We start from the raw sequence: 26,474 nt of genomic DNA, 5'->3' as shown, positions 1-26,474 counted from the left end.
AGGAGATGACGTGACAGGCAATCCTGGCCGTGTGCTGATCAGCGGCGGGGCGTCCGGGCTGGGGGCGGCCATCGCCGACGCCGTGGCCGCGCACGGCGGAACACCGCTGGTGCTGGACAAGCAGGCGCCGACCGGGCAGGCCGAGTACCGCGCGGTGGACGTCACCGACAGCGCCGAGACCGAGCGGGCGGTCGCCGAGCTGGCCGCCGACGGGCTCGACGCGGTGGTCACCGCGGCGGGCACCGATGCGTGCGGCGCGCTCGACGTGGTGTCCACATCGGACTGGGAACGGGTGGTGCGGGTCAACCTGATCGGCACGGCCGCCGTGGTGCGGGCCGCGCTGCCCGCGCTCAAGCGCTCGCACGGGCGGGTCGTGACGGTGGCCTCCACCCTGGGCCTGCGGCCCGCGGGCGACGCGACCGCCTACTGCGCCTCGAAGTTCGGCGTCGTCGGGTTCACCCGCGCGCTGGCGATGGAGACCGCGGGGCAGGTCGGCGTGACGCTGCTGATCCCCGGCGGCATGCAGACCCACTTCTTCGACGACCGCCCCGAGCAGTACAAGCCGGGCGCCGACGCCGTGCTCAACCGCCCGCAGGACGTGGCGGCTAGCGTGCTGCACGCCCTCACCGCGCCGCGCGGGTGCGAGATCCGCGAGCTGGTCGTCTGCCCGGACCGGGAGCCCTCATGGCCGTGACCGACCTGATGCCGCACACCGAGCCCTACCAGGTGGTGGAGCGGGCCGAGCGGGCCTTCCCGGCCTGGGCGGCCACCGACCCGGCCGCGCGCGGCGCGCTGCTGCACGCGCTCGCCGACGCCCTGGCCGCACGTGCCGACGACCTCGCCGAGGCCAACCACGCCGACACCGGCAGGCCGGTGGAGGAGGCGCGCGCGTCGGTCGAGGCCGGTATCGGCACGCTGCGCCAGTACGCCGAACTCGGCCCCGTCCACCGCGGACGGGCCCTGCAGGGCGGCTGGCACGCCACCGACCTGATGATCCCGCAGCCGCGCGGCGTCGTGGTCGCGCTGACCCCGTGGAACGACCCGGTCCCGGTGGCCTGCGGGCTGCTGGGCGCGGCGCTGGTCACCGGCAACACGGTGGTGCACAAGCCCAGCGAGCGCGCCTGCCGCACCGGCGCCCTGCTGGCCGAGCTGCTCGCCGAGGTGCTGCCCGAGGACGTCGCGCACACCGTGTTCGGCGCGGGCGAGGTCGGCGCGGCGCTGGCGGGCAACCCGCACGTCGCCGTCGTCGCCCATGTCGGCAGTACGCGCACCGGCCGCTCCATCGCGCTGGCCGCCGCCGCGACCGGGGCCAAGGCGCTGCTGGAGAACGGCGGCAACGACGCGGCCATCGTCGACGGCGACGTCGACCCGGCGTGGGCGGCCGCGCAGGTCGCGCTGGGGGCCTACGCCAACGGCGGGCAGGTCTGCACGTCGGTCGAGCGGGTGTTCGTCCACCGCGCCATCGCGGCGCCGTTCCTCGACGCGCTGGTCAAGGAGGCCGAGCGCTGGAACGAGGGGCTGTGCCCGCTGGTCGACGCCCACCACCGCGCCGCGGTGCACCGGCACGTGGTCGAGGCCGTGGACGCGGGCGCGTCGCTGGCCACCGGCGGCGTGCTGCCCGACGACGCCGGCTCGTGGTACCCGGCGACCGTGCTGACCGGCTGCACGCCGCGCATGTCGGTGATGGCCGAGGAGACCTTCGGCCCGGTGGCCCCGGTGATGGTGGTCGAGGACTTCGCCGAGGGCCTGGCCCTGGCCGCCGACGACCGCCACGGCCTGGCCGCCAGCGTCTTCACCGCCGACATGGCCAACGCCCAGCAGGCGTGGCGGGCGCTGGACGTGGGCACCGTCAAGGTGAACGCGGTCTTCGGCGGCGCCCCCGGCGGCGCGGCCCAGCCGCGGCGGCTCAGCGGGACCGGCTTCGGCTACGGCCCGGAGCTGCTCGACGAGATGACCACCACCAAGGTCGTCCACCTCGGCCCGCCGGGAGGCGCTCCGTGACCGACCACGCCATCACCGCCGACCTGCCGCGGGCGCTGGCCGCGCGCAGGCCGCGCATCGCCGTCGTCGGCGACGCCATCCTCGACGTCTGGCTGGAGGGCGACGCGGGCAGGCTGTGCCGGGAGGCGCCCGCACCGGTCGTGTCCGTCCACAGCAGACACGCCGCGGCGGGCGGGGCGGCCAACACCGCCGTCAACCTGGCCGCGCTGGGCGCCGAGGCCACGCTGGTGGCCGCCGTCGGCCCGGACCAGGCGGGCGGCGAGCTGCGGGAGCTGCTGGCCGCCGCCGGGGTCGGCGTCGACCACCTCGTGGTCGGGCCGCAGACCGTCGTCAAGCACCGCGTGCTCGCCGCCGACCACCTCATGGTCCGCTACGACGAGGGCGAGGTGGCCGAGCACGACGAGCCGACCTGCCGGGCCATCGCCGAGGCGGCCGGGCTGGCCATCGCCCACGCCGACGCCGTGGTGCTGTGCGACTACGGCCTCGGCGTCTGCGCCCCCGAGCTGGCCCGGCTGCTCGCCGAGCGCCGCGACGGCATCCCGCTGCTGGTGGTCGACGCCCACGAGCCCGGCCGCTGGGCGCGGCTGCGGCCGGACCTGATCACGCCGAACGCCGCCGAGGTCGCCGACCTGCTCGGCGAGCCGCTGCCCGCCGAGGACCGCGTGCGGGCCGTGGTCGAGGCGGGCGAGCGGCTGCGGGCCGCGGCAGGCGCCCACGCCGTCGTGGTCACCCTCGACCGGGACGGCTCGGTGCTGCTCGACGACGGGCCCGGCCACCGCACGTGGGCCGACCCCGCGCCGGAGAGCCAGGCCGCGGGCGCGGGCGACACCTTCTGCGCCGCGCTCACCGTCGCCGCCGCGGCGGGCCTGCCGCTGTCCACCGCCGCCGAGCTGGCCCAGACCGCGGCCGACATCGTGGTCCACCGGCCCGGGACCGCCGTGTGCACCACCGACGACCTCGCCGCCCGGCTCGGCGCCCACCACGGCGCCGCGGTGACCGCGGCCGAGCTGGTCGCCCTGGTGGCCGACCACCGCGCCGCCGGTCGGCGGGTGGTGTTCACCAACGGCTGCTTCGACGTGCTGCACCGCGGGCACATCGCCTACCTCAACCAGGCGCGCCGCCTCGGCGACGTGCTCGTCGTCGCGGTCAACGGCGACGACAGCGTGCGCAGGCTCAAGGGCAGGGGCAGGCCGGTGAACCCGGCGGCCGACCGCGCCGAGGTGCTGGCCGCGCTCAGCTGCGTCGACCACGTGACGGTCTTCGACGAGGACAGCCCGGCCGCGCTGATCCGGGTGCTGCGGCCGGACTGCTACGTCAAGGGCGGCGACTACACCGAGTCGATGCTGGACGAGGCCGCCGTGGTGCGCGCCTGCGGCGGCGAGGTGCGCATCGTGGACTACGTGCCCGACCAGTCCACCAGCGCGGTCATCGACCGGATCGTCAGCCGGGCGGGCCGATGACCGGGCTCGACGTGCTCGTGCCCACCCGCGACCGCCCCGTCGAGCTGGCCACCACCCTCGCCGGGCTGGCCGCGCAGGACGCGGAGTTCGGCGTGGTGGTCAGCGACCAGTCCACCGGCGACCCCGGCTGGGACACCCCGTCGGCCAGGGCGATGGCCGCGGTGCTGCGCGAGCGCGGCTGCCCGGTGCGCTTCCTGCGCCACGTGCCCCGCCGCGGGGTCGCCGAGCACCGGGCGTTCCTGCTCGACCAGAGCCGCGCCCGCTACGTGCTCTTCCTCGACGACGACGTGTGGCTGGCCCCGGGCACGGTGTCGCGCCTGCGCGCGGCGATCGAGGAGCTGGGCTGCGGCCTGGTCGGCGCGGCCGTCCAAGGGCTGTCCTATCTGGACGACGAGCGGCCGGACGAGCTGGCCCCCTACGAGGAGTGGCGCGGCCCGGTGGAGCCCGAGCGGGTGGAGCCGGGCGGCCACGGGTGGGACCGGTGGACGCTGCACAACGCGGCCAACCCCGCCCACCTGGCCCGCAGGCTCGGCCTGCGGCCGGGGGAGTGGCGCGCCTACAAGATCGCCTGGGTGGGCGGGTGCGTGCTGTTCGACCGCGCCGAGCTGCTGGCCTGCGGCGGCTTCGGCTTCTGGCGGGACCTGCCCAGCGCGCACTGCGGCGAGGACGTGGTGGCGCAGTGGCGGGTGATGGCGAGGGCAGGCGGGGCGGGGATTCTGCCCAGCGGCGCGGTGCACCTGGAAGCGCCGACGACCATCCCGGACCGCACCAACGAGGCCAGGGATTGCGTTCGGGTGTACCGCAACGGGTGATGGGGTACGTCGATCGTGAACCCTACCCCAGGAGGTCATGTGCGTTCGGCGACGGTGTTCGTGCTGGGACTGGATGAGGAGAACCTGGAGCTGCTGCGCCAGGTGCCCGATGCGGACCGCTACGAGTTCCACGGGCTGCTCACCCACGAGCAGCTCCAAGTCGGCGACATCCCGGTCGACGACCTGCTCGCCGAGGCGACGGAGACCTTGTCGGCCTTCGACGGCCCCATCGACGCGATCGTCGGCTACTGGGACTTCCCGGTCAGCACGATGCTCCCGATCCTGCAGCAGCGGTTCAACGTCCGCGGCGCGCCGCTGGAGGCCGTGCTCAAGTGCGAGCACAAGTACTGGAGCAGGCTCGTGCAGGCCGAGGTCATCACCGAGTACCCGCCGTTCGCGCTGGTGCGCCCCGAGGACCCGGAGCCCCCGGAGTCGGTGGCCTACCCGTTCTGGCTCAAGCCGGTGAAGTCGTTCTCGTCCGACCTGGCCTTCGAGGTGACCGACGACGCCGAGTTCACCAAGGCGCGCACCGCGATCGCCGACGGCATCGACCGCATCGGCGAGCCGTTCGAGCGGCTGCTCGCCCAGGCGGACCTGCCCGCCGAGATCGCCGAGGCGGGCGGGCAGGTGTGCCTGGCCGAGGCGGCGATGTCCGGGGCGCGGGCGGCCGTCGAGGGCTACTGCGTCAACGGCGAGGCGGTCATCTACGGCGTGCTGGATTCCCTGGTGTACGACGGGGTTTCCAGCTTCCTGCGCCACCAGTACCCCTCGCAGCTCCCCGAGTCGACCCAGCGGCGGCTGGCCGAGGTGGCCAAGCGGGTGATCGAGCACATCGGACTCTCGCCCGCCACCTTCAGCGTGGAGTTCTTCTGCGACCCGGCCACCGACCGGGTATGGCTGCTGGAGATCAACCCGCGGCACTCGCAGTCGCACGCCGAGCTGTTCCGGCAGGTGGACGGCATCCCCAACCACCACCGCATGCTGGCCGTCGCGCTGGGCGAGGACCCGGCCGCGCCCGCAGGCGGCGGTGAGTACGGCATCTCGGCGCTGTGGTACCTGCGGCACTTCTCCGACGGCGTGCTCACCGGCTCGCTGGCCGCCGGGGAACTCGAACCCGGGGTGCAGGTGCGCTGGCAGGCGCAGCCGGGGGAGCGGCTGGCCACCGACGACAGCTACAGCAGGCTGCTCGCCAAGATCACCGTCGGGGCCGCGGATGAAGCCGACCTGGTGGCCAAGTACGAGCGGACGGTGGCCGCCCTGGACTTCCGGGTCGAGGAGGTGTGATGCGCTACGAGGTGACCGCCACCGACACGGTCATCCCGGTCTCCGACGGCATCGAGCTGGCCGCCCGCATCTGGCGGCCGCGCTCGGCCGGGCCGGTGCCCGCCGTGCTGGAGTACATCCCGTACCGCAAGGGCGACCTGACCTCCGTGCGCGACGGGATCAACCACCCCTACCTCGCAGCCCACGGGTATGCGGGCGTGCGCGTGGACATCCGCGGCTCCGGCGACTCGGGCGGGGTGCTGACCGACGAGTACCTCGAAAGCGAGCAGCGCGACGCCGAGGACGTGCTCGCCTGGCTGGCCGAGCAGCCGTGGTGCGACGGGCAGACGGCGATGCTGGGCATCTCCTGGGGCGCGTTCGCCGCGCTGCAGGTGGCCGCGCGCAAGCCGCCGAGCCTGCGGGCGCTGTGCATCGCCTCCTTCACCGACGACCGCTACGCCGACGACATGCACTACATGGGCGGCTGCCTGCTCTCGGACAACCTCGCCGAGTCCGGCACGATGTTCGCCTACAGCACGTGCCCGCCCGACCCGGCCGGGGTCGGCGACCGCTGGCGGAAAATGTGGTTCGAGCGCCTGGCCGCGGCCGGGCCGTGGGCCGCCCGCTGGCTGTCCCACCAGCGCCGCGACGCCTACTGGCGGCACGCCTCCATCTGCGAGGACTACTCGGCGGTCCAGGTGCCGGTGTTCGCCGCGTCCGGCTGGGCCGACGGCTACTCCAACGCCGTGCTGCGGCTGATGGCCTCGCTGGACGTGCCCCGCCGGGGGCTCATCGGGCCGTGGTCGCACAAGTACCCGCACCTGGGCCAGCCCGGCCCCGCCGTCGGCTACCTGCAGGAGGTGGTCCGCTGGCTGGACCGGTGGCTGCTGGGCCGGGACAACGGCGTGGACGCCGAACCGGTGCTCCAGACGTGGATGCAGGACAGCGTCCCGCCCTCCACCAGCTACCAGGAGCGCCCCGGCCGCTGGGTGGCCGAGCCCGCCTGGCCGTCGCCGCAGGTGGAGACCGCGGTGTGGCCGCTGGCCCCGCACCGCATCGGGCGCTCGGAAGACGCCGCGCTGACCATCTCCTCGCCGCTGAGCCTGGGGCAGTTCGCGGGCAAGTGGTGCTCCTACAACGCCCCGCCCGACCTGCCCTACGACCAGCGGGAGGAGGACGGCGGCGCGCTGGTGTTCGAGACCGGGCCGCTGGCGCAGCGGTGCGAGATCCTGGGCGCGCCGGTCGTGCGGCTGGCGGTCTCGGCCGACCGCCCGGTGGCGATGGTCGCCGCCCGGTTGTCCGACGTCGCGCCGGACGGCGCTGCGACCCGGGTCAGCTACGGCCTGCTCAACCTCACCCACCGCGACGGCCACGACGACCCGACACCGGTGGAACCCGGCGAGGTCTACCACGTGGAGATCGCCCTCAACGGGGTGGCGCAGACGTTCCCGGCCGGGCACCGGATCCGGCTGTCGTTGTCGAGTTCGTACTGGCCGCTGGCCTGGCCGCCACCAGAGGCCGCCGCGGTGACGGTCCAGACGGGGGAGAGCGCTCTCCTGTTGCCGGTGCGCACCGAGGGCGGCACCGCGCCCGCCCTGCTCGCCCCGCCCGATGGGGCCGAGCCGCCGGAGACCGAGCAGCTGACCCCGCCCGCCTACCACTGGCGCGTCAGCCGCGACCTCGCCGACTACCGCAGCAGCCTCGATGTGCTCAAGGACAACGGTTTCGTGCGGTTCGCCGACTCCGGGATGGAGGTCGGCAAGCACGTCCGGGAGCGGTACGGGTGGACGGCCAACGACTTCACCTCCGCCACCGGCGAAACCGACTGGACCATGACCTTCCGCCGCGGCGACTGGTCGGTGCGGGTGCAGACCAGGCAGAAGCTCACCTGCACCGCCACGGAGTTCGTGCTGCACGCCCACCTCGACGCCTACGAGGGCGACGACCGGGTGTACTCCGAGGACTGGCGGCACAGCTTCCCCCGCGACCACCTCTGACCTGCGGCATTCCCCATCGGCAACCCCCCGGAAGGGTAAGGGCGCAGAGCAGCGGGTACGCCCGGGGCATGCGTACTGCGGCGGTGCTGTTCGACCGCGACGGAACCCTGGTGCACGACGTCCCGTACAACGGGGACCCGGCGCTGGTCCGCCCCATGCCGTCCGCGCGCGCCGCGCTGGACGAGGTGCGGCGGCTCGGCCTGCGCACCGGGGTGGTGTCCAACCAGTCCGGCGTGGCCCGGGGCCTGCTGACCCCGGCCCAGGTCGAGGCGGTCAACGCCCGCGTCGACGCGCTGCTGGGGCCCTTCGGCACCTGGCAGTGGTGCCCGCACGGGCCCGATGACGAGTGCGTGTGCCGCAAGCCCCAGCCCGGGCTGATCCTCTCCGCGTGCGTCGAGCTGGCCGTCGACCCCGCCGACGTCGTCGTGATCGGCGACATCGGGGCCGACGTGGTGGCCGCGGCCGCCGCGGGGGCGCGGTCGGTGCTGGTGCCCACCCCGCGGACGCTGACCGCCGAGGTCGACGCGGCCCCGCTGGTCGCGCCGACGCTCATCGACGCCGTGCGGCTCGCGCTGCGCACCCCGGAAGGAGACCGCCATGTCGCAAGCTGACCTCGTCCGCGAGCCCGGCCCGTTCGCGACCGTGCTGCTCGACGCCAGCCACGACACCGAGGACGCCATCGACCTCGCGCGCCAGCGCTGGCGCGCGGCGGCCGCGGGGCTGGCCGACGCGGGCGCCGACGAGGAGGCGATCGCGCACCTGGAGCGCGCCTGGACCGAGGCCGCGCCCCCGCAGGGCCGCGCCGGGCGGCTGATGGTCGCCGACCGCACCGGGGTGCGGTTCGACCAGGTGCTGCCCGCGCCGCCGGACCAGCCGCAGAGCCGCTACGGCGCGCTGCCGTACCTGCTGCCCGCGCTGGCCGCGGGCCAGGCCCCGCCGCACGTCGTGCTCGTCGTGGACAGCACGGGCATGGACTACCGCGTCGTCACCCCCGACGGCACCACCGAGGACACCGTGCACGGCGAGGACCACCCGGTGCACAAGATCCCGGGCGGCGGGTGGTCGCACCTGTCGATGCAGCGGCGGGTGGAGGAGACAATCCGCAAGACGATGCGCACCGCGGCCGAGGCCGCCGTCGACGTCGCGCGCGGCGCGGGCGCCCGCCTGGTCGCCGTGGCGGGCGAGGTCCAGTCGCGGGCCGCGCTGTGCGCGGAGCTGCCGGAGTCGCTGCACCCGGTCGAGCTCGACGCGGGCAGCCGCGCCGCGGGCGCCGACGAGCGCAAGCTGGAGGCGGAGGTGGCCCGCGCGCTCGCCGAGATCGACGCCGCCGACCACCTCGCCGACCTCGACCACTTCCGCTCGCAGACGGGCGTGCGCTCGGTGGACGGGCTGCCCGACGTGGTGGCGGCGCTGGCCGCGGGCAACGCCGAGCTGCTGCTCATGCGCCCGGACATCGAGGGCACGGCCTGGACGACCCCGGGCTCGCCGGAGCTGATCGGCCTCGGCTCCCCGGAGCCCGGCCAGGTCGAGTGCAGGCTGGACGAGTGCCTGCCCGCGGCCGCGCTGGCCGTCGCCGCCCGGGTGCGCGTCGTCGGGCCGGAGATCGACCTGCGCGACGGCGTGGGCGTCCTGCGCCGGTACGGGTGAGGTCATGGCCTTCCGCGACCGGCTCGCGGTGACGGCCCTGGTGCACGCCGCGCTGGCGGTGCTGGCCCCCGCGCAGGCCGGGCAGACGTGGGCGGTGACCCTCGCGGTCTCCCTCGTCTTCCTCTGCGGCGGGGCGATGAAGCAGTCCGGCGCGGACCGCAGGGACCAGCGCTCACCGTGATCCGCCGCGCGCGTGGCCGACGCCGATCCCGGGTACACCGCGGGTGTGCGGCGCAGCGATCCGTCCAAACCCGGGTTCAGCCGACGGCGGCACGGCCGGGGCTGGCGGTTCCTCGACGCCACCGGGGCGCCGCTGGCCCCCGAGGACGCCGAGCGCGTCCGCAAGCTGGCGATCCCGCCCGCGTGGACGGACGTGTGGATCTGCCCCTACCCGACCGGCCACATCCAGGCCGTCGGCACCGATGACGCGGGCAGGCGCCAGTACCTCTACCACGAGCAGTGGCGCCAGGAGCGCGACGAGGCCAAGCACGAGCGCGTGCAGGAGCTGGCCGCGCTGCTGCCCAAGTTCCGCGCGGCCATCCACGACGACCTGTCCTCTGCCGGGCTCACCGGCCGCCGGGTGCTCGGCGGCGCGCTGCGGATGCTCGACCGCGGCGTCTTCCGCACCGGCGGCGAGGAGTACGCCGACGAGAACGGCAGCCACGGCGTGGCGACGCTGCTGCGCGAGCACGTGGCGCTCAAGCGCGGCGGGCTGCTGGTCTTCAACTACCCGGCCAAGAGCGGGCTGCAGCGCGACGTCAGCCTGACCGACCCGGAACTGTCCACGTTGGTGCGCTCGCTCAAGCGCGCCCGCACGGGCAGCGACCGGCTGCTGGTCTACCGCGAGGGCCGCGGGCGCTGGCACGAGATCCGCTCCGGGGAGATCAACGAGCGGTTCAAGGAGCTGACCGCCCCGGACTACACGGTCAAGGACCTGCGCACCTGGCACGCGACGGTCGTGGCCGCCATCGGCTTCGCCAAGGCCGAGGCGCCGACCTCCCAGCGCGCCCGCAAGCGGGTCGACGCCGCGGTGATGGACCTGGTGGCCGACGACCTGGGCAACACCAGGGCGATCGCGCGCAAGTCCTACGTGGACGCCCGCGTCGTCGACGCCTTCGCCGACGGCCGCACCATCCGCCGCACGCTGGAGCGCACCGGCGACGACCTGACCGACGAAGCCACCCGCCAGAAGGTCGAGCGGGCCGTGCTGAAGCTGTTGGGGGACTGAGGCCCCGCGGTGGTTTCCGGCCAGGCGAGCGGGGTATGCCCAGTGGTGGCAAGGAGGTTGCGATGACTCAGGAACTCGATTTGGTCCCCATCCCCCGGTCCCCTTCGGACGAGGACGTGGACCTCATCGGCGGGCGGGCCGCGACCTGGACCGTCCCGGCTCCGCCCGAGGACGAGGACTACGAGCCGACCATCATCCGCGGGCGCGAGTAGCGCCTGCGCACGCGCGGCCGCTGCCCGCGGAAGGTTGCGAGCAGCGGCCGTGTGCGTGCTTTCAGCGGCGGGCCTTGGCGGTCTCCTTGCGGTTCGCCTTCTGCAGGGCGTCGACCAGCTCGGACTTGTTCATCGACGAGCGGCCGGGGATCTCCATCCGCTGGGCCAGCTCGTACAGGTGCTTCTTGCTGGCGTTGGCGTCCACGCCGCCCGCGGTGTCCCCGCGGCGGGCCGAGGCGCCGCGGGCGGCCTGGGCGTCGGACGGCCCGGCGTCGTCCTTGGCCTCCCAGTGGTCGCCGACCTTCTCGTGGGTGTGCTTGAGCGCGGCGAACGCCGTGCGGTGGGCGCGCTCGCCCTCGCCGTAGCTCTCGACCGCCGAATCGTGGGCCTTCCCCCAGGTCCGCTGGGCCTTCTTCGACGAGCGGCGCAGCGTGCTGGGCATCTCCTCGCGCGCGGGCATGACCGACCTCCTCACGTGTCACCCGGTGGGTGCCCCCGGCGCGGGCGGGTGAAACTACAGCTCCAGCTCCCGCTCGATCGCCGCCAGCTCCTCCGGGGTGCCCTCGACCTTCGGCCCGGTGAACCAGCGCCGGGCCGACACCAGCCACCAGACCCCGGCGAACCCGAGGACCACGAGCACCGCGACCGGGGTGTAGTTGAACGTCTCGGCGGTCACCGGGCTCACCTGCGGCAGCATGAACAGCACGGTGATGAATCCGACCCAGCCCACCGCGGCGATCCCGACCGGCCTGCTCCACCGGCCCAGCGTCCACGGCCCTGGCTCGAACCGGTCGCCGCGGCGCAGGCGCAGCAGGGTCGGTAGCACATAGGCGATGTAGAGCCCGATGACCGCGATCGAGGTGACCGCGGCGTAGGCCGTCTCGTTCCACAGGTAGGGCAGGCCGAGGGCGAACGCCCCGCCCGCGGCCAGCCAGACGGCGTTGGTGGGGGTGCGCGTGCGCTTGTTGATCCGGTGCCAGAACGCCGACGCGGGCAGCGCGCCGTCGCGGGAGAAGGCGTAGATCATGCGCGAGTTGGCCGTCACCGACGCCATGCCGCAGAACAGCTGCGCGCCGATGGCGATGAGCAGCAGCAGCTTCCCGCCGGTGGCGCCCAGCGCGTCGATGAAGATCTGCGCTGGCGGCACGCCGGTGCCGCTGGCCAGCGCGCCGTCGTAGTCCTGGATGGCGAAGGTGATGCCCAGCAGCAGGATCCAGCCCGCCACCAGCGACACCGCGATCGACAGGACGATCCCGCGCGGGCCGGAGCGGGCCGCGCCGCGGGTCTCCTCGGTCATGTGCGCCGATGCGTCGTAGCCGGTGAAGGTGTACTGGGCCAGCAGCAGGCCCAGCAGCCCGACGTAGAACGCCGACGACCACCCGGTGTTGTTGACGAACTCGCCGAAGACGAACCCCGCGGGCTGGTGCCGCTCGGGCACGACGACCAGCGCGACCACGATGACGGCCACGCCCAGCAGGTGCCACCACACGCTGACCTTGTTGAGCAGGGCGACCAGCCGCACCCCGAAGGTGTTGAGCAGCCCGTGCACCGCCAGCACGACGCCGAAGATCAGGATGGTGTTCCCGGGGGTGGCGGCGATCCCGAACTGCAGCGCGAGGAAGGCGTTGATGAACGACGCCGCGCCGAAGTCGATGCCCGCGGTGACCGCGACCTGGCCGAGCAGGTTGAACCAGCCGGTGAACCACGACCAGGCCGCGCCGCCGCGCGGGGCCAGCTTGGCCGCCCAGTAGTAGAGCCCGCCCGCGGTGGGGTAGCTGGAGCAGACCTCGGCCATCGCCAGGCCGACCAGCAGCGTCATCAGCCCGACCAGGGGCCAGCCCCAGATGATCAGCGCGGGCCCGCCGGTGTTCATGCCGAACCCGTAGAGGGTCAGGCAGCCGGAAAGCACCGAGATGATCGTGAAGGACACCGCGAAGTTGGCGAACCCCGACATCGAGCGGGACAGCTCCTGGGCGTAGCCCAGCTCGTGCAGCCGCCGCTCGTCCTCGTTCACCGGGGCCTCCCCGTGCCGACGCCGACCCCTATTGATCCGCCCGGCGCGCGGTGGTGTCAAGGCGGACCCCGATGAGCGGGCGCAGCACGGTCTCGGCGAAGGCCCGCAGCGCCCGCTCGTCGGCCAGCCGCGGCGGCCCGTCCTGGGTGAGCACCAGCGAGTGCACCAGCCGCACGATCGTCGCGGCGACGACCTCGGCGGGCGGGTCGTCCGGCAGGCCGAGCGACCGCCGCAGCTCGGTGACGGTGACCAGCACGTGCGCGGTGGCGATCTCGATGGCCGCGGCGGCGTCCAGGGTCAGCCACACCAGCGTCTCGTCCCGGTCCACGGCCAGCAGCTGCCGCAGCAGCGGGTTGGCGCGCAGCGCGGTGACGGTGACGCAGAAGCCGTGCAGCTGCCGCTCCAGCGGGTCGTCGATGTCGGCCAGCCCGGTCTCGATCTCGGCGAGCACCTTGCGCACCTCGTGGGCCATGGCCGCGCGGACGATCTGCTCCTTGGTGCCCATCCGCCGGTACAGGGTCGTGCGGTTGACCCCGGAGCGGCGGGCGATGTCGTCGGCGCTGGTGCGGCGGATGCCGATGAGCGCGAACTGCGCGACCGCCGCCTCCAGGATGCGCACGTCCGCCGGGTCGGCGGGCGGCGCGAGCAGGGACGCGAGCGGGTTCTCCACGGCTGCCAGCCTAGCCGCTTGCAACAGATCGACACGACGTGTTGCACTGTTGTGCATGAACGCGGCTCCGCTCGGCCCCGGCTCGCTGACCTGGCGCCTGCTCGGCGACACCCGCGGCCTGCTCTGCCTCGGCCGCATCGGCACCCTCCAGAACATGCACCCGGCCGTGGGCGCGGCGCTGCAGGACCACTCCGACTTCTTCGCCAACCCGCTGGACCGGCTGCTCCGCTCGATCCCGCCGATCCTCGGCGTCGTCTACGACCCGCCCGGCTCCGGCACCGGCGCGCTCGTGCGCGGCTACCACACGCGGCTGGCCGGGACGGATTCCCGGGGCCGCCGCTACCACGCGCTCAACCCGGACGTGTTCTGGTGGACCCACGCCACCTTCATCGAGGGGATCATCGCGGTCAACGAGCGCTTCGGCACCCCGCTCACCCCCGCCGAGAAGGACCAGCTCGTCGCCGAGGGGGTGACCTGGTGGCAGCGCTACGGCCTGTCCATGCGCCCGGTCGTGGACAACTACGCCGACTTCGCCGCCTACTGGGACCGGATGCTGGCCGAGGAGCTGGAGGCCAACGCCACCACCGACTTCGCCATCGACATGGTGAACGCCCGCATCCCCGCGCCCCGGTTCGTGCCCGGGCCGGTGTGGGCGCTGGTCCGCGACCCGGTGGTGCGCTTCGGCGCGTGGCTGTCGGTCGGCCTGCTGCCCCCGCGCGCCCGCGACATCCTGGGCCTGGCCTGGACCGACCGGCAGGAGCGCAGGCTGGCCGCGGTGGCCGCCGTGGTCCGGGCGGTCTGGCCCCGGCTGCCGCGGCGGCTGCGGTGGTTCGGCCGCGCCCGCGCCAACCTCCGGCTGGCCGAGCAGGGGCGCTGGTCGATCACGGTTTGACGGCGCGACCTGCGGGTACCTGTCCGGCATGCAGACCACCACCGCCCGGCAGTCGCTGTGGCTGGACGGCGTATCGCCGACGCTGTTCCCCACCTGCGCCGACTTCACCGACACCACCTTCGACGCGGCCGTCGTCGGCGGCGGGATCGCCGGGCTGACGGCGGCGCTGCTGCTCAAGCGCGCGGGCCTGCGGGTCGCGGTGGTCGAGGCGGGCCAGGTGGGCCGCGGGGTCACCGGCAACAACACCGCCAAGGTGACCGCGCTGCAGGAAACCGTCTACTCCGACCTGGAGCGCAAGCACGGCGAGGAGGCCGCCGCCGGGTACGCCAAGGCCAGCGTCGCGGGCGTGGAGCTGGTCGCCGAGCTGGCCCAGGAGATCGACTGCGAGGTCGAGCGCAGGCCCGCCCACACCATCGCCCTGCGGCCCGAGGACGTGGAATCGGTGGAGGCCGAGCTGGCCGCCGCCGCCCGCGCCGGGCTGCCGGTGGTCGCCGACCCGGACCCGGACCTGCCGTTCCCCGTGCACGCCGCCGTCCGGCTGGACGACCAGCTCCGCATCCACCCGCTGCGCTACGCCATCGGGCTGGCCCGGATGGTCGACGGCGACGGCAGCCGGGTCTTCGAGCAGAGCCGGGTGCACCAGGTCCGCGAGGGCGACCCCGCGACCGTGCGCACCGAGCACGGCGACCTGCGTGCGGGCCAGGTCATCGTCGCCACGCACTACCCGATCCTCGACCGCGGCCTGTACTTCGCCCGCCTCGAACCCACCCGCTCCTACTGCGTCGCCGCGACCCTGGCCAGCGGCCGCCCGCCCGCCAGCATGGCCATCGGCGGGGGCTGGTCGATCAGCTCGGCGGGGGAGCGGCTCATCGTCGGCGGGCAGGGCCACCACGTGGCCGAGCGCGGCGACTCCGCGGCCCGCTACCTGGCGCTGGAGGCGTTCGCGCGCGAGCACTGGGACATCGCCCAGGTGACCCACCGCTGGTCCGCCCAGGACCCGGTGCCGTTCGACCGGCTGCCCATGATCGGCACCTACCGGCCGGGCCTGCGCGGGCTCTACGTGGCCACCGGGTTCGCCAAGTGGGGGCTGTCCACCGGCTCCTACGCGGGCTCGCTGCTGGCCGACCTCGTGCTCGGCCGCGAGACCACCGACCTGTTCTCCCCGCACCGGCTGCCCATCAGCGGGGTGCCCGCGCTGGCCAGGATCAACGCCAAGGTCGGCGTCGACCTCGTCACCGACCACCTCGCGCCCACCGGCACGACCAACCTCGACGAGCTGGCCCCCGGCCAGGCGTGCGTGCGCCGCGACGGCTTCGGCAAGACCGGCGTCTACCGCGACGCCGACGGCGAGCTGCACGCCGTGGGCCTGACCTGCACGCACCTGGGGTGCGTCGTGCGGTTCAACACCGCAGAGCACAGCTGGGACTGCCCCTGCCACGGCTCGCGCTTCGACGTCGACGGCGCGGTGTTGGAGGGGCCCGCGACCAAGCCGCTGGAGCGGCGCGCGCCGTGACCGGACGGGTGCGTCCTGGTTGGCCGGGGCCGCGCCGGGGAACGCCTAGGGGACGACGCCGCCCTGGCAGTCCACAGTGGAGCTGCCGAACCACGTAGAGGACACGATGGACCAGTTCACCTTCCAGGACCCCCGCACCCAGTACCCGACGCCGGACGCGCAGGGCCCGCAGCAGCAGAAGGCCCCGGGCAGCACCGAGGGCATGCAGCCCGAGCCCGACCACGGCGAGCGCACCTACCGCGGGGCCGACCGGCTGCGCGGGCGCAAGGCGCTGATCACCGGCGCGGACTCCGGCATCGGCCGCGCGGTCGCGCTCGCCTTCGCCCGCGAGGGCGCCGACGTGGTGATCTCCTACCTGGAGGAGGACGCCGACGCCGCCGTGACCGCCGACCTGGTCAAGCAGGCCGGGCGCAAGGCGGTCATGGTGCGCGGCGACATCCGCGAGGAGGCCCACTGCGACGAGCTGGTCGAGCGCGCCGTCGCGGAGCTGGGCGGCCTCGACATCCTGGTCAACAACGCCGGTTACCAGATGTCCGGCAAGGGCGTCGCTGAGCTGCCGACCGAGCAGATGGACCGGGTGTTCAAGACCAACCTGTACGCGCTGTTCTGGCTGTGCCGGGCCGCGGTGCCGCACATGCCGCCGGGCTCCACGATCGTCAACAGCACCTCGATCCAGGCCCGCGAGCCCTCCCCGGAGCTGATGGACTACGCCGCGACCAAGGCCGCGATCCTCAATGCGACGCAGAGCCTGTCGGCCGACCTGATCTCCCGCGGCATCCGGGTCAACGCGGTCGCGCCCGGCCCGGTGTGGACGCCGCTGATCCCGGCGACCATGCCGGAGGAGAAGGTGGCCGAGTTCGGCGCGCAGACCCCGATGGGCCGCGCGGCCCAGCCCGCCGAGCTGGCCCCGGCCTACGTCTTCCTCGCCTCGCCGGAATCCGGGTACATCACCGGGGAGACCCTGGCGGTGACCGGGGGTCGCCTCCTAACCTGAGGACGGGGTGGGGACCATGACCGCGACGGCTCGGCGACAGGCGAGGATCTGCCGGGAACGCTACCTGGCCGGATTCGGCGGCGAGCTGGACATCGTGGTCGTCGGCCAGATCGCCCGCGACATCGTCCTGCTGGTCGAGGCCATGCCGGGCAGCCACTCGTCCACCGCGGTGCGGGAGCGCCGGGAGATCCTCGGCGGCAAGGGCGCCAACCAGGCGGTGGCCTGCGCCCAGCTGGGCGCCTCGGTGGCCCTGCTCGGCGTGGTCGGCGACGACGAGGTGGGCGCGGGCCTGCTCGCCCAGGCCCGCGCCGACCACATCGACGTGGTGTGCGTGGTCCACCGCCCCGGCCGCTCGGCCTTGATCGTCAACATCGTCGACGACCAGGGCGGCTGGCGCTACCTGGAGGACATGGCGGGCACCGAGCTGACCGCCGAGGAGGTCGAGCACGCCCGCGGCACCCTGGTCGCGGCGTCGTCGGTGATTGTCCAGCTCCAGCAGCCCGCCGCCCTCACCGCCGCGCGCATCGCCAAGGCCGCGGGCCGCCGCGTCGTCCTCGACGGCGCCCCGCCCGCCGCCGACCGCGCGGAGCTGCTGTCCCTCGCCGACGTGGTCCGCGCCGACACCCGCGAAGCCGCCCTGCTCACCGGCACCCGGATGGACTCGGTCGACACCGCCCTGCACGCCGCCCACGACCTCCTCCACCAAGGCCCCTCGCTGGTCGCCCTGGCCGTCCACGCCGCAGGCGACCTCTTCGCCTGGCCCGAGGGCCACACCTTCATCCCCTACACCAGCGACCCCACCGTCGACACCACCGGCGCAGGCGACGCCCTCGTGGCCGCCCTCACCGTCGCCCTGACCCGAGGCGATCCCCCGGAGTCCGCCGCCCGCACCGCTGCCGACGCCGCAGGCGCGACCGTCGGCCACATCGGCGGCCGCCCCTCCCTGGGCCAGGCCACCGGCACCCGCCCAGCGTGAGCGGACGCTTCGGGGAGCTTCCCGGGCGGAGCGACGCGGGGGAGCAAACGTCGATGGGCGCTCGTCACCGGGTTAGGCCGCTGGTGCCTGGCCTGAGGCTTGTCACAGCCTCCGCAGGCCGCTCAGCACCCGTTCCATCAGCCCCAGGTCGGGCGCGCCGCCCGCGGTGCCGGTGGTGTGGATGGCGATGAGGCCGCGGCCTGCCAGGTCGCCGAGGAGGACCTTGACGACGCCGAGGGGGAGGGACAGGAGGGCGGCGACCTCGGCGACCGAGCGGGTGCGGCGGCAGAGTTCCACGATCGTGTGGTGTTCGGCGGGGAGCTGGGCGAGGAGGCGGGGCGGGATGTCCGCCGTCGACACCAGGGACTCCAGCTCCAGGTGGGCGTCGGAGCGGGTGCGGCCTGCCGTCCAGGCGTAGGCGCGGACGATCTCGGGGCCGTCGTCGGCCGGTTCCGGGCGCGGGGCGGGGCGGCGCGGCTGCTCCGGGGGCTTCTCGCGCCTGCGGCGGCGGCCGGTGTCGAGGGTGAAGCCGTTGAGGAGGGCGGCGAACCCGTCGCGCTCGTCGTCCGGGTCCATGCTCAGGGCGTGTTCGCCGCGGCGGCAGGCCGCGATCCGCGCAGCTCGGCGCGCAGCTCCGGGGTGAGGATCTGGCCGACCTGGTCGACCAGCACGTTCATCTCGTAGGCGACCTGGCCGACGTCGCAGCTCGGGGCGGCCAGCACGGCCAGGCAGGAACCGTCCCGGATGGACATCAGCAGCAGGATGCCGCCGTCCATCTCGACGATCGTGCGCAGCACCCGGTCGCCGCCGAAGCAGCGGGACGCGCCGTCGGTGAGGCTGTTCACCCCGGCCGCGATCGCCGCGAGCTGGTCGGCCCGCTCCCTGGGCAGCCGGGTGGACGTGGTGAGCAGCAGCCCGTCCACCGAGATCACGATGGCGTGCGCGACCCCGGGCACCCGGTCGGTGAAGTTGGCGACCAGCCACCCGAACTGGTCCACCTGCCGCGTCGACGTTGTGCTCATGGCTGCTCATTCCGCTGGTTGGCCTCGGGCGCGCCGCGGCGCGCCCCCGACTGGTAACTGGACAGGAAGCCGCGGATGCGCTCCGGGTCGCGCCTGCGGGGACCGGTGGGCGGCGGGGCGCCGAAGCCGGGCGGCGCCGCCGTGCGCTTCGGCAGCTCCCCGGCGAACCAGGCCGACTCGCCCGGGGCGGCGGCGGACCCCAGCGGCGTGCCCGCCAGCTCCGAGCCCGCCGTCCGCCGCGGCAGCGCGTCCGCGCCGCCCGCGTTGGGCGTGGTCGGCACCGGTGGCAGCGCGGGCTTGGGCGCGATCCGCCGGGGCAGCCCGGCCGCGCTGACCGGGCCGGGGGTGCTCGGCTTCCGGGGCAGCGCCGCGGCGGCCCTGCTGGGGGCCGGGGCGGCGGGCACGGGGGTCGCCGTGCGGGCGCGGACGAGGTCGGGCGGCACGAGCACCGCCGCCCGCAGGCCGTCCTTGCCCTCCACCGGGCGCAGCTGGACGCGCAAGCCCTGCCGCGCCGCGAGCCGCGCCACCACGTACAGGCCGAGCTGCCGCGACACCGGCAGCTCGGCCGGGGCGTCCTCGGCCAGCCTGCGGTTCACCGCGGCCAGCTCGGCGCCCGCCATGCCGATGCCCTCGTCGACGATCTCCACCAGCACCCCGCCGTCGCCGCGGGCCCGGGCCCCGACGACGACCTGCGTGCGCGGCGGGGAGAACGCCGTCGCGTTGTCCAGCAGCTCGGCCACCAGGTGCACCAGGTCGCCCGCGGCGTACCCGACGATCTCCACCGGCGGGGCGGGGTGCACCACGACGCGCTGGTACTGCTCGATCTCCGACACCGCCGCCCGCAGCACGTTGACCAGCGGGACGGGCTTGGTGAACCGGCGCGACACCTCGGTGCCCGACAGGACCATCAGGTTCTCGTTGTTGCGCCGCATGCGCGTGGCGAGGTGGTCGAGCTTGAACAGGTTGGCGAGCTGGTCGGGGTCCTCCTCCTTGCGCTCCAGTTCCTCCATCAGCTTGAGCTGGCGCTCGACGAGGCCCTGGCTGCGGCGGGACAGGTTGACGAAGATGCTGCGCATGTCCGAGCGCAGCTCGGCCTGCTCGGTCGCCGAGTGCACGGCCTGCCGGTGCACCTTGTCGAAGGCGCGGGCCAGCTCGCCCAGCTCGTCGCCGGTGCGGACCGGCACCGGCTCGATCTCGGTGTCCGGCGCGGCGTTGGCCCGGATCGCGGCGACGACGGCGGGCAGCCGGTGGTCGGCCACCTCCAGCGCCGCGCTGCGCAGCGCGTTCAGCGACCGCAGCAGCTGCCTGCCCACGACCCACCCGATCGCCCCGGCGGCGAAGATCATGCCCAGCAGCACCACCGAGGCCAGCCCGGCCCGGTCGCTGGTCTGGTCCTGCAGCCGGTCGGCCGTGCCGCGCAGCTCGGCGGCCAGGGTCGCGCCGACCTCGGTGAGCCGCTGCGCGGTCAGCTCCGAGCTGCGGTTCCACTGGGCGGGCTGGATCAGCAGCCTGCCGCTGGTGTTCAGCGCGGACTGCACCAGCCGGTCGCGCAGCGCGACGTCGGGGGACTCCATCCGCAGGGTGAAGTGCCTGCGCTGCTGCGGCGTCGCCACCGCCTGGAAGTCGCTGAGCCGGTCGGTCATCCGCAGCACCGACTCGGCCAGGGTGCGCTGGTCGGCGCTGGCCAGGTCCCCGCGCCCGATCCCGGCCAGCACGACCGCCTGCTGCACGGCCACCTGCTCGCGGGCGACCTCGATGTGGTGCAGCGCGGTCGCCGTGCCCGACAGCAGCGGATCGCCGAGCTGGCTGACCAGCGCCTGGTCGAAGTCGAGCAGCGCCTTGATCGCGATGCTGTAGGTGATGAGCGAGGTCTCGCCCTCGCGCGCGACGCGGGCGCGCACGTCGGCCAGCGGGGCCAGCTGCTCGACGGCCTCGTCGAAGCGGGTGGCCGACACCTCGCCGAACCCGGTGGTCGCCGTGCGCAGCTCGACCAGCCGCACGCGCAGGAACTCGGTGGCGCGGCCCTGCTCCTGGTAGGCGGTGGGCTCGGCCATGCCGCGGGCGACCAGGGTCCGCTCCCGCTGCACGCTGTCGATCAGCGGGACCAGCGCCTCGCGCACCGCGACCAGATCGCGCATCTGCGCGTATCCGGCCGACCGCGAAACGTAGCTCTGGATTTGCAGCGCGCCCGCGGCCAAGGCGACCACGACGGGGACGAAGAGGACGGCGGCGAGTTTCACCGGCAGCCGCCAATTGCGCCAGTCCAGCACCGCGGCCAGCGTCAGCCCGCGCAATTGTTGATCTTTACCGCGCTGCGCCACGGTCATCCTGCCCGCGGCGCACCGGCCCGGGATGGCGTTGCGGCTGCCACTCTCTCGCCTACCTCCCGGGATGCGCGGCCCAAACCAGTCGGACCGGCATCGTAAGTCAGAGATCGTCCGGCGACAACGAGGTCCGGACCGGTAATTTCTTCACCGGGAAATGGCGCACCGCGTTTCTTGACTGGGCGCGATCGCCGGCTAGGCTGGGCGCTCCCGCCGGCGCGCGGATTCTTTCGGTGGGTGAGTGTTTTCGCCTTGGAGGGGCCCCGATGACCAAGCCGCTGCCCGCGCGCCCCGGGTTCGCCACGTTCGAGCCCGAACCCGAGGTGGCACCGGCCTATCGGGACGCCGACGGCGGCATCGATTTCGTCGCCCTCCAGCAGAGCCCCGAGTTCCAGCGGCTGCGCCGCCGCGCCGTCCGGTTCGCGCTGCCCGCCACCGCGTTCTTCCTCGTGTGGTATCTCACGTACGTGCTGATGTCGGCCTACGCGCCGGACTTCATGGGCACGCCGGTGTTCGGCGCGGTCAACGTCGGGCTGCTGTTCGGGGTCCTCCAGTTCGTCTCCACTGTGGTCATCACGCTGCTGTACGGGCGCCACGCCCGCCGCACCGTGGACCCCGACGCCGACGCCGTGCGGGCGCTGGTGGGGCAGCGGTGACACCGACCAACCAGGCGCTGAACATCGGCGTCTTCGCCGTCTTCGTCCTGATCACCCTCTACGTCGTCTACCGCGTCAGCAGCCGCAACGCCACGCAGTCGGACTACTACGCGGCGGGCAGCGGGTTCACCGGCGGCCAGAACGGCATCGCGCTGGCGGGCGACTTCCTGTCCGCGGCGTCGTTCCTGGGCGTGTCCGGGGCGATCGCGGTCAACGGCTACGACGGCTTCCTGTACTCCATCGGCTGGGTCGTCGCCTGGCTCATGGGCCTGATGCTCATCGCCGAGCGCCTGCGCAACACCGGCCGCTTCACCCTCGGCGACGTCCTCGCCTTCCGCATGCGCCAGCGCCCGGTGCGCGCCGCGGCGGCCAACGCCACGCTGGTCATCTCGCTGTTCTACATGATCGCGCAGATGGCGGGCGCGGGCGGGCTGATCGCGCTGCTGCTCGACGTGCACGACAAGACCGCGCAGGCCGCCGTGATCGCGGTGGTCGGCCTCATCATGCTGTTCTACGTGCTCGTCGGCGGCATGAAGGGCACCACCTGGGTCCAGATCATCAAGGCCGTGCTGCTGATCCTGTGCGTCAGCATGATCACGGTGTTCCTGCTGGGCAAGTTCGGCTTCGACCTCTCGGCGATCCTGCGCGGCGCCGCCGAGCGCAGCCCGCTGGGCGATGCCGTGCTCAGCCCGGGCGCGAAGTACGGCGCGACCGACACGACCAGGCTCGACTCCATCTCCCTCGCCCTGGCCCTGGTGCTCGGCACCGCGAGCCTGCCGCACGTGCTCATGCGCTTCTACACCGTGCCCAACGGCCGGGAGGCGCGGCGGTCGGTGACCTGGGCCATCGGCCTGATGACCACCTTCTACCTGTGCACCCTGGTCATCGGCTTCGGCGCGATGGCGCTGGTCGGGCCGGAGGCGATCGCGAGCGCGCCGGGCGGGGAGAACTCCGCGGCCCCGCTGCTGGCCTTCCGCATCGGCGGGACGGTGCTGCTGGGCGTCGTCGCCGCCGTCGCCTTCGCCACGATCCTGGCCGTGGTCGCGGGCCTGACGATCACCGCGTCGGCGTCGTTCGCCCACGACGTGTACGCCAACGTCATCAAGCGGGGCGACGCCGACACCCGCTCCGAGGTCAAGGTCGCGCGGATCACCGCCGTCGTGATCGGCGTGCTCTCGATCGCGGGCGGGATCGCCGCCAACGGGCAGAACGTGGCGTTCCTGGTCGCGCTGGCGTTCGCGATCGCGGCGTCGGCGAACCTCTCGACCATCCTGTACTCGCTGTTCTGGAAGCGGTTCAACACCCGCGGCACGCTGTGGGCGATGTACGGCGGGCTGGTCTCATCCCTGGTGCTGATCGCCTTCTCGCCCGCGATCTCGGGCAGCCCGGACTCGGTGTTCAGCGGGGTCGACTTCCACTGGTTCCCGCTGAGCAACCCGGGCCTGGTCTCGATCCCGCTGTCGTTCCTGTTCGGCTACCTGGGCACCGTGCTCGGCCGGGACGACGCCGACCGGCGCAAGCAGGCCGAGATGGAGGTCCGGTCGCTGACCGGGCTGGGCTCCGGGCTGCGGTGAGCGGCCTGGTTGGGCCTGCCCGCGGCCGGGTACGTCACCGGCGTTGATCGCCTTTGAGGAAGGTTGGCCCCACATGGCACTCGACCCCACGCGCCGGTCACCGCGCATGCTCGCCGTGCTGGCGAGCTTCGCCCTGCTCCCGCTGCTCGCCGCCTGCGGCGACGACGACGGCGATGACGACGACGACCGCGACGACGACGGCATGCGCGCCGCGGCCGTCCTGATCGTGGAGTAGTCAGGCGACGCGGTAGGCGGCCGCGCCGTTGTGCAGGAACCGGGCGCGGCCGCTCCCGTCGCTGCCCACCACGGACAGGACTTGGTGGCGGCCGCCGCGCGGCGCGGCGGTGATGACGGAATCCCCGCCGAGCCGGACGACGGGCACCCGGTCCTCCGCCTTGCCCAGGATCGACTCGGCCCGGGGGGTGCGCGGGCGGTAGACCAGCTCGCCCTCCTCGGCGAGGGTGATGTCGTAGAGGGTCGTGCGGTAGGTGCCGCACATGCGGTGGGCGTCGAGGGGTGCGGGATTCGCAGGCGGGACGGGCAGGGGCGTCGTCCGGACCCCGGCCAGGTCGCCGAGCACCGCGTCGATGATCTCGTAGGCCAAGGCGTCGGCGCCGGTGCTATTGGTCAGCACGGCCACGGCCACCTCGGCCGCCGGGGCGACGCGCAGGAAGGCCAGTTGCCCCTTGCTGACCCCGGTGTGGCCGACCACGCCATCCCGGTGGCGCATCCAGCCCAGCCCCCAGCCGGTGACGCCGCCGCCGAAGTCGGGGACGGAATCCACCTGGGGCTCGCGCAGCGCGGCGAGCGCGGGATCGGCCAGGTGCATGCGGACGAACGCCATCAGCTCGCCCGCGCTCATCGCCAGGTGCGAGCCGCTGGGCGCGGTGCCGTAGCCCGCCGCCCACACCTTCGTCGGCACGAGCTGCCCGCGCCCCTCGACGTGCCCGACCGCCGCCCGGTGCAGGATCGCCTCGTCGGCGTCGGTCGAGACGGTGGCCAGGCCAAGGGGAGCCACCAGGCGCTCCCGCAGCACATCGTGGAAGGGCTTGCCGCGCAACACCTCCACGAGCCTGCCGAGCACCACGTACCCGCTGTTCGAGTACGAGAGCATGGCGCCCGGCGGGAGGAACAGCTCCGTCGCGGCGATGGCGTCGGTGAACCTCCCGATGGAACCCGCGTCGTGCCCGGTGTCGAAGAAGTGGTTGGCGTCGACGCCGCTGGTGTGGGTGAGCAGCTGGCGGGTGGTGGGCGCGGCCGGGTGGCTCGGGCGGAAGCCGGGCAGGTAGTCGCGCACCGGCCGGTCGAGGTCCAGCGCGCCCTCGTCCACCAGCTGCTGCACCAGGGTCGCCACCCAGATCTTGGTGATCGAGCCGACCTTGAAGATCGCATCGGGTGTCGTCTCGACCCCGGTGCGCAGGTTGAGCACCCCGGCGGCCTCGGCCTGGATCTCGCCGCCTGCGAGCACGGCGACCTGCGCGCCCGGCACGCCGTGCTCGGCGATCAGCTTGCCGAGGTCCCACCCCCGGCGAGCTGGCGGTTCGATCACGGCAGCGCGCGGTCGAGGATCGCGCCGGTGTCCGCGGCGGCGGGCAGGGTGCCGAAGGCGTGGCCCCAGTCGCCGCCGAGGCGGGTGGCGCAGAAGGCGTCGGCCACCGCGGGCGGGGAGTGGCGCACCAGCAGCGCGCCCTGCAGCGCCAGCGCCATCAGCTCGACCACGCGCCGCGCCCGGGTCTCCAGCCCGTCCCGGTCGGCCAGTTCGCGGCCGATGCGCTCCACCGCGGCGTCCAGCCGGGCGTCCGCGCCGCGGGCGGCGGCCAGCTCGGCCATGAGCGCCTCGGCGGTCTCCGGCGAGCGGCCCAGCGCCCGCAGCACGTCCAGTGCGTTGACGTTGCCCGATCCCTCCCAGATGGACAGCAGCGGCGCCTCCCGGTAGAGCCGGGGCATGCCGGACTCCTCAACGTAGCCGTTGCCGCCCAGGCATTCCAGCGCCTCGGCGGTGAAGGCGGGCCCGCGCTTGGTCACCCAGTACTTGCCGACGGCGGTGGCGATGCGCCGGAACGCGCGCTCGCCGTCGTCGCCGCGCAGCGCCCGGTCGGTCGCGCCCGCCAGGCGCAGCGACAGCGCCGTCGCCGCCTCGGACTCCACGGCCAGGTCCGCCAGGACGTTGCGCATGAGCGGCTGGTCGATGAGGCGGGCGCCGAAGGCCGCGCGGTGGCGGGTGTGGTGGCCCGCCTCGACCAGGGCCTTGCGCATGAGGGTCGCCGTGCCCGCGACGCAGTCCAGGCGGGTGTGGTTGACCATCTCGATGATGGTCTTCACCCCCCGGCCCTCCTCGCCGACCAGCCACCCGAGGGTGTCGTGGAACTCCGGCTCGGACGAGGCGTTCGAGCGGTTGCCCAGCTTGTCCTTCAACCGCTGGATGTGGAACGGGTTGCGGGCGCCGTCGGGCAGGACGCGGGGGACCAGGAAGCAGGACAGCCCGCCGGGGGCCTGGGCGAGCACCAGGAACACATCGCACATCGGCGCGGAGGTGAACCACTTGTGCCCGTTGAGCGCGTACACCCCGGGTTCGCCGGTCGGGGTCGCGGTGGTGGTGTTGGTGCGCACGTCGGAGCCGCCCTGCTTCTCCGTCATGCCCATGCCTGCCAGGATGCCGCGCTTGCCTGCGGGCGGGCGCAGGCCGGGGTCGTAGACCCGGCTGACCAGCAGCGGTTCGTACACCGCGGCCAGCTCGGGCTGGTGGCGCAGCGCGGGGACCACCGCGTAGGTCATCGACACCGGGCAGCCGTGCCCGGCCTCGGTGTGCCCCCAGACCAGCGACACCGCGACCCGGGCCACGTGCGCGCCCGGGCGGGGGTCGGCCCACGCCGACGCCGCGCCGCCCTCGGCGATCGCCACCCGCATCAGGTGGTGCCAGCTGGGGTGGAAGTCCACCTCGTCGACGCGGTTGCCGTAGCGGTCGTGCGTGCGCAGCTCCGGCGGGTACCGGTTGGCCTGCTCGGCCCAGGCCTGGGCCTCCTCGCCGCCCGCGGTGGCGCCCAGGCGGCGGATGTCGGCCTCGGCCCAGCCCGCGCCCTCCCGGCGCAGCCCCTCCAGCAGGGCCGGGTCGGCGGCCGCGTCGTACGGGGCCAGCGGGGGCGGCTGGTTGGTGACCGGCGCGGTGGTTGTCATGCCCTCGACATTACGAATCTCCGGCGACCGTGGCAAGAGTGTAAT

General features: G+C 74.1%; 26 protein-coding genes. 18 read left to right on the top strand and 8 right to left on the bottom strand.

Annotation, left to right across the window (positions count from 1 at the left end; all coding sequences use genetic code 11):
- Positions 1-10 precede the first annotated feature (10 nt).
- From ACWEPX_RS23035 to ACWEPX_RS22985, 11 genes are all read left to right on the top strand, one after another.
- A complete protein-coding gene (locus ACWEPX_RS23035) occupies positions 11-694 on the top strand; it encodes an SDR family oxidoreductase (RefSeq protein WP_451899284.1) in 684 nt (227 codons plus the stop codon).
- Positions 685-2,001 (top strand): aldehyde dehydrogenase family protein, encoded by a 1,317-nt coding sequence (locus tag ACWEPX_RS23030; RefSeq protein WP_451899283.1) that lies wholly within the window; start codon positions 685-687, stop codon positions 1,999-2,001. The genes ACWEPX_RS23035 and ACWEPX_RS23030 overlap by 10 nt, the downstream gene beginning before the upstream one ends.
- Positions 1,998-3,461, top strand: a complete 1,464-nt coding sequence (rfaE2, locus tag ACWEPX_RS23025) for a D-glycero-beta-D-manno-heptose 1-phosphate adenylyltransferase (protein ID WP_451899282.1) — start codon at positions 1,998-2,000, stop codon at positions 3,459-3,461. Before ACWEPX_RS23030 ends, rfaE2 begins: the two co-directional genes overlap by 4 nt.
- Positions 3,458-4,273 carry a glycosyltransferase gene (locus ACWEPX_RS23020; RefSeq protein ID WP_451899281.1) on the top strand — a complete coding sequence of 272 codons (816 nt, stop codon included), beginning with the start codon at positions 3,458-3,460 and terminating at the stop codon, positions 4,271-4,273. The genes rfaE2 and ACWEPX_RS23020 overlap by 4 nt, the downstream gene beginning before the upstream one ends.
- A gap of 39 nt (positions 4,274-4,312) precedes the next feature.
- The gene (locus ACWEPX_RS23015; protein ID WP_451899280.1) at positions 4,313-5,557 is read left to right on the top strand and encodes an ATP-grasp domain-containing protein; all 1,245 of its coding nucleotides are present in this window, start codon (positions 4,313-4,315) and stop codon (positions 5,555-5,557) included.
- Positions 5,557-7,533 (top strand): CocE/NonD family hydrolase, encoded by a 1,977-nt coding sequence (locus ACWEPX_RS23010; RefSeq protein ID WP_451899279.1) that lies wholly within the window; start codon positions 5,557-5,559, stop codon positions 7,531-7,533. Before ACWEPX_RS23015 ends, ACWEPX_RS23010 begins: the two co-directional genes overlap by 1 nt.
- Before the next feature lie 68 nt (positions 7,534-7,601).
- Positions 7,602-8,144, top strand: a complete 543-nt coding sequence (locus tag ACWEPX_RS23005; RefSeq protein ID WP_451899278.1) for a D-glycero-alpha-D-manno-heptose-1,7-bisphosphate 7-phosphatase — start codon at positions 7,602-7,604, stop codon at positions 8,142-8,144.
- Positions 8,131-9,180 (top strand): baeRF2 domain-containing protein, encoded by a 1,050-nt coding sequence (locus tag ACWEPX_RS23000; protein WP_451899277.1) that lies wholly within the window; start codon positions 8,131-8,133, stop codon positions 9,178-9,180. Before ACWEPX_RS23005 ends, ACWEPX_RS23000 begins: the two co-directional genes overlap by 14 nt.
- 4 nt (positions 9,181-9,184) lie before the next feature.
- Positions 9,185-9,361, top strand: a complete 177-nt coding sequence (locus tag ACWEPX_RS22995) for a hypothetical protein (RefSeq protein WP_451899276.1) — start codon at positions 9,185-9,187, stop codon at positions 9,359-9,361.
- A 12-nt stretch (positions 9,362-9,373) separates the two neighbouring features.
- Positions 9,374-10,408: a DNA topoisomerase IB gene (locus ACWEPX_RS22990; protein ID WP_451899275.1), complete on the top strand. Its 1,035-nt coding sequence runs from the start codon at positions 9,374-9,376 to the stop codon at positions 10,406-10,408.
- Positions 10,409-10,470: 62 nt separating this feature from the next.
- Complete coding sequence (locus tag ACWEPX_RS22985; RefSeq protein ID WP_451899274.1) at positions 10,471-10,620, top strand: hypothetical protein; 150 nt, start codon at positions 10,471-10,473, stop codon at positions 10,618-10,620.
- Between the two features lie 61 nt (positions 10,621-10,681).
- On the opposite strand, the gene ACWEPX_RS22980 is transcribed toward ACWEPX_RS22985, so the two are convergent.
- From ACWEPX_RS22980 to ACWEPX_RS22970, 3 genes are all read right to left on the bottom strand, one after another.
- Positions 10,682-11,080, bottom strand: coding sequence for a ChaB family protein (locus tag ACWEPX_RS22980; RefSeq protein WP_451899273.1), 399 nt, complete (start codon positions 11,078-11,080; stop codon positions 10,682-10,684).
- A gap of 54 nt (positions 11,081-11,134) precedes the next feature.
- Entirely contained in the window at positions 11,135-12,574 is a 1,440-nt protein-coding gene (locus ACWEPX_RS22975; protein WP_451899403.1) for an amino acid permease, read from the bottom strand.
- An 88-nt stretch (positions 12,575-12,662) separates the two neighbouring features.
- Entirely contained in the window at positions 12,663-13,304 is a 642-nt protein-coding gene (locus ACWEPX_RS22970; RefSeq protein ID WP_451899272.1) for a TetR/AcrR family transcriptional regulator, read from the bottom strand.
- Positions 13,305-13,359: 55 nt separating this feature from the next.
- Here ACWEPX_RS22970 and ACWEPX_RS22965 point away from each other — a divergent pair, with 55 nt between their 5' ends.
- The 4 genes from ACWEPX_RS22965 (at position 13,360) to ACWEPX_RS22950 (ending at position 17,679) form a co-directional block, all read left to right on the top strand.
- Complete coding sequence (locus tag ACWEPX_RS22965; protein WP_451899271.1) at positions 13,360-14,196, top strand: oxygenase MpaB family protein; 837 nt, start codon at positions 13,360-13,362, stop codon at positions 14,194-14,196.
- A 28-nt stretch (positions 14,197-14,224) separates the two neighbouring features.
- The gene (locus ACWEPX_RS22960) at positions 14,225-15,709 is read left to right on the top strand and encodes an FAD-dependent oxidoreductase (protein ID WP_451899270.1); all 1,485 of its coding nucleotides are present in this window, start codon (positions 14,225-14,227) and stop codon (positions 15,707-15,709) included.
- Between the two features lie 106 nt (positions 15,710-15,815).
- The gene (locus ACWEPX_RS22955; protein ID WP_451899402.1) at positions 15,816-16,703 is read left to right on the top strand and encodes an SDR family oxidoreductase; all 888 of its coding nucleotides are present in this window, start codon (positions 15,816-15,818) and stop codon (positions 16,701-16,703) included.
- Positions 16,704-16,719: 16 nt separating this feature from the next.
- Positions 16,720-17,679: a PfkB family carbohydrate kinase gene (locus ACWEPX_RS22950; protein ID WP_451899269.1), complete on the top strand. Its 960-nt coding sequence runs from the start codon at positions 16,720-16,722 to the stop codon at positions 17,677-17,679.
- Between the two features lie 102 nt (positions 17,680-17,781).
- Here ACWEPX_RS22950 and ACWEPX_RS22945 read toward each other — a convergent pair whose 3' ends face one another.
- Genes ACWEPX_RS22945 through ACWEPX_RS22935 form a run of 3 tightly spaced genes read right to left on the bottom strand, consistent with a single transcriptional unit; the run spans position 17,782 to position 21,028 of the window.
- Complete coding sequence (locus tag ACWEPX_RS22945) at positions 17,782-18,255, bottom strand: DUF742 domain-containing protein (RefSeq protein WP_451899268.1); 474 nt, start codon at positions 18,253-18,255, stop codon at positions 17,782-17,784.
- Positions 18,256-18,257: 2 nt separating this feature from the next.
- Positions 18,258-18,701 (bottom strand): roadblock/LC7 domain-containing protein, encoded by a 444-nt coding sequence (locus ACWEPX_RS22940; protein WP_451899267.1) that lies wholly within the window; start codon positions 18,699-18,701, stop codon positions 18,258-18,260.
- Positions 18,698-21,028: a nitrate- and nitrite sensing domain-containing protein gene (locus ACWEPX_RS22935; protein WP_451899266.1), complete on the bottom strand. Its 2,331-nt coding sequence runs from the start codon at positions 21,026-21,028 to the stop codon at positions 18,698-18,700. The genes ACWEPX_RS22940 and ACWEPX_RS22935 overlap by 4 nt, the downstream gene beginning before the upstream one ends.
- 263 nt (positions 21,029-21,291) lie before the next feature.
- Here ACWEPX_RS22935 and ACWEPX_RS22930 point away from each other — a divergent pair, with 263 nt between their 5' ends.
- The 3 genes from ACWEPX_RS22930 to ACWEPX_RS22920 all read left to right on the top strand — a co-directional run bounded on the left by ACWEPX_RS22930 (position 21,292) and on the right by ACWEPX_RS22920 (position 23,490).
- The gene (locus ACWEPX_RS22930; protein WP_451899265.1) at positions 21,292-21,681 is read left to right on the top strand and encodes a DUF485 domain-containing protein; all 390 of its coding nucleotides are present in this window, start codon (positions 21,292-21,294) and stop codon (positions 21,679-21,681) included.
- A complete protein-coding gene (locus tag ACWEPX_RS22925) occupies positions 21,678-23,255 on the top strand; it encodes a solute symporter family protein (RefSeq protein WP_451899264.1) in 1,578 nt (525 codons plus the stop codon). Before ACWEPX_RS22930 ends, ACWEPX_RS22925 begins: the two co-directional genes overlap by 4 nt.
- A gap of 73 nt (positions 23,256-23,328) precedes the next feature.
- A complete protein-coding gene (locus tag ACWEPX_RS22920; protein WP_451899263.1) occupies positions 23,329-23,490 on the top strand; it encodes a hypothetical protein in 162 nt (53 codons plus the stop codon).
- Here the strand turns inward: ACWEPX_RS22920 and ACWEPX_RS22915 are convergent, their stop codons facing one another.
- Positions 23,491-24,804, bottom strand: a complete 1,314-nt coding sequence (locus tag ACWEPX_RS22915) for a serine hydrolase domain-containing protein (protein ID WP_451899262.1) — start codon at positions 24,802-24,804, stop codon at positions 23,491-23,493.
- The gene (locus ACWEPX_RS22910) at positions 24,801-26,429 is read right to left on the bottom strand and encodes an acyl-CoA dehydrogenase family protein (RefSeq protein ID WP_451899261.1); all 1,629 of its coding nucleotides are present in this window, start codon (positions 26,427-26,429) and stop codon (positions 24,801-24,803) included. Before ACWEPX_RS22910 ends, ACWEPX_RS22915 begins: the two co-directional genes overlap by 4 nt.
- Between the last annotated feature and the right edge of the window lie 45 nt (positions 26,430-26,474).

The sequence above is a fragment of the Actinokineospora sp. NPDC004072 genome, assembly GCF_053604195.1.
Note: the sequence above shows the minus strand (reverse complement) of the source record. Positions and strands in the feature narration are given on the sequence as shown.